The sequence below is a fragment of the Agrococcus sp. HG114 genome (assembly GCF_024723325.1).
Classification (GTDB): domain Bacteria; phylum Actinomycetota; class Actinomycetes; order Actinomycetales; family Microbacteriaceae; genus Agrococcus.
Map to the genome: position 1 here is coordinate 1 of NZ_JANQCH010000187.1, position 2,556 is coordinate 2,556.

General features: G+C 74.0%; 3 protein-coding genes. 1 reads left to right on the forward strand and 2 read right to left on the reverse strand.

Annotated elements, in window-relative coordinates; translation table 11 throughout:
* Positions 1 to 172: 172 nt before the first annotated feature.
* Entirely contained in the window at positions 173 to 1,612 is a 1,440-nt protein-coding gene (locus NWP09_RS12380; protein ID WP_258275804.1) for an MFS transporter, read from the forward strand.
* 13 nt (positions 1,613 to 1,625) lie between these two features.
* Here NWP09_RS12380 and NWP09_RS12385 read toward each other — a convergent pair whose 3' ends face one another.
* Together NWP09_RS12385 and NWP09_RS12390 are read right to left on the reverse strand one after the other, a co-directional pair.
* Positions 1,626 to 2,084 (reverse strand): SprT-like domain-containing protein, encoded by a 459-nt coding sequence (locus tag NWP09_RS12385; protein ID WP_258275805.1) that lies wholly within the window; start codon positions 2,082 to 2,084, stop codon positions 1,626 to 1,628.
* A 78-nt stretch (positions 2,085 to 2,162) separates the two neighbouring features.
* On the reverse strand, positions 2,163 to 2,556 hold a 394-nt coding region (locus tag NWP09_RS12390; protein ID WP_258275806.1), incomplete at its 5' end, for a hypothetical protein.

Sequence of the window (2,556 nt, forward strand, 5' to 3'; positions counted from 1 at the left end):
CCGCTCCACGCGGCCGCCGCTCACGGGGCCCGGCGACGCCTGCTGCTCAGCCGGTGGCGCGGGCCGCGGCTGCCGTCACGGCATCGATGCGCGACCCCGCCCCTCCGCGTGGTCGGCCGCGGTCGCGACTCGCGGGTGTCGTCGTGTGGGTGGCCCGGTCTACCGTTCCTCCATGGCCTCGACGACGAGGACGACGGGCGAGCGCACGTTCCTGCACGTGCTCGCGAACACCGCGCTCGCGAACGTGACGACGAGCTTCCTGTGGTTCGCGCTGACCTTCTGGGTCTACCTCGAGACGCGCTCGGTGCTCGCGACGGGCGTCATCGGCGGCGCGTACATGCTGTTCGTCGCGTTCGGCAGCATGCTCTTCGGCTCGATCGTCGACCACCACCGCAAGCTGCGGGTCATGCTGCTCTCGGGCTCGGTCACGCTCGTCGCGTTCGCGCTCGCGGGCGCCATGTACCTGCTGCTGCCGGAGGCGGCGCTGCTCGACCTCGGGGCGCCGTGGTTCTGGCTCTTCACGGCGATCATCCTCGCCGGCGCCGTCGTCGAGCACATGCGCAACATCGCGCTCTCGACGACCGTCACGATCCTCGTGCCCGACGCGCGGCACGCGAACGCGAACGGCATGGTCGGCGCGGTGCAGGGCATCGCGTTCATCGTCACGAGCGTCTTCTCAGGGCTCGCGATCGGCTGGCTCGGCATGGGCCCGACGATCGCGATCGCGATCGCGCTCACGGCGGTGAGCCTCGCGCACCTGCTCACGCTGCGCGTGCCCGAGGACGTCGTGCGGCTCGACGCCGACGACACCGCGAAGGGCGTCGACCTGCGGGGCTCGCTGCGCGCGGTGCTCTCGATCGGGGGCCTCTTCGCGCTCATCGTCTTCTCGACCTTCAACAACCTCATCGGCGGCGTCTACATGGCGCTCATGGACCCCTACGGCCTCGAGATCTTCAGCGTCGAGCTCTGGGGCGTCGTGCTCGGCGTGACCGCGACCGGCTTCCTCATCGGCGGCGCCGCGGTCGCCCGGTTCGGGCTCGGCAGTCGCCCCATCCGCACGCTCCTGCTCGTCGTGATGGCGATGGGCGCCCTGGGCGCGCTCTTCACGATCCGCGAGCAGTGGTGGCTCTACGCAGCCGGCATCTGGCTCTACATGTGCTTGATCCCCGCGGCGGAGGCCGCGGAGCAGACGATCATCCAGCGGGTCGTGCCGCTGTCGCGGCAGGGGCGCGTGTTCGGCTTCGCGATGGCGCTCGAGTCGTCGGCAGCGCCCGTCACCGCCTTCCTCATCGCGCCGATCGCGGAGTTCTGGATCCTCCCGTGGGCCCGCTCGAGCGAGGGCGCCGCGGCCCTCGAGCCGCTGCTCGGCACCGGCACAGCGCGCGGCATCGCCCTCGTCTTCCTCGTCTCCGGCGTCGTCATGGTCGTGGCGGCCGCGCTCGCGATGCTCACGCGCTCCTACCGGCTGATCAGCGCCTCGTACGCGGCGGCGGCCCCGGTCGACGAGCAGTCGCCGGCGGAGGGGGCGGATGCGCCGCTCGGTCCAGCGACGGGCGCGCGCGGGGCGCGGTCCACGAGCGGCACCGAGGGCGACGGCCGCGCGCCGGACTAGCCGCGCGCGACGGTCACGCCGCCTGCTGCCGCCGCAGCCAGCGGATCTCGACCACGCGGCGCGCCGAGCGCGAGCACGCGCGGCACGCGTAGCGACCGCGCGGCGCGCGGAAGCGCACATGCTCGTGCCCGCCCGGGCACCGGCCGACCCAGCCGGCGCGCTCGGCGGCGATCTCGCCCTGGTGCGTGCGCCCGCCCACGTAGCCGAGCTCCCGCGCGGTGCGGAGCCACCGCGGCCCGTGCCCGACACCGGGCCCGACCATCGCGTGCGCGACCTCGTGCAGGAGCGTCTGGTGCACGGCGTCGTCGTCCCACCGGGCGGCGAGGTGCTTCGAGACCGAGATGCGCCGGGCGCGGAAGTCGGTCAGCCCCGCGCGCTTCACGGCGCGGTCGAACCCGAAGCTCCACGACTCGTCGAGGTGCAGCCGGATGAGGGCCTCCGCCCATACCCGCACCCGCTCGAGCTCCGCCATCCGCTCACCTCCCGCCGGCAGCGAGCATGCCAGCACGGCACGTCGCCGCGCGAACCGGCTGGGGTGACCTGTGGAGGGTCAGCGCCCGCCCCAGATCGGATGGCTCGCGCGCGGCACGTCGCGCTGCGCGCGGAGCGCCTCCGTCTGCGCGCGGTCGGTCGCGACGAGCAGCGCGAGCTCGGCCGCCTGGAGCTGCGCGGCCTCGAGCCCCGCCTCGCGGCACAGCTCGACCGCGACGGTGAAGTCGACGCACGCCGCCTCCCACTGCTCGAGCGCGAAGTGCACCGTGCCGCGCTGCTGCAGCGCGTGCGCCCACAGCTCGACCCAGTCGTTCGATCGCGCCTCGGCGATGATGGCCGTGCACTCGCGGAGCGCCGTGTCGAGATCGCCGCGAGTCTGCACGACGGATGCGCGCAGGAGCCGCGCCTCGGCGGCCCGGTCGCGCGAACCGGATGCGCGCGCGAGCGCGACC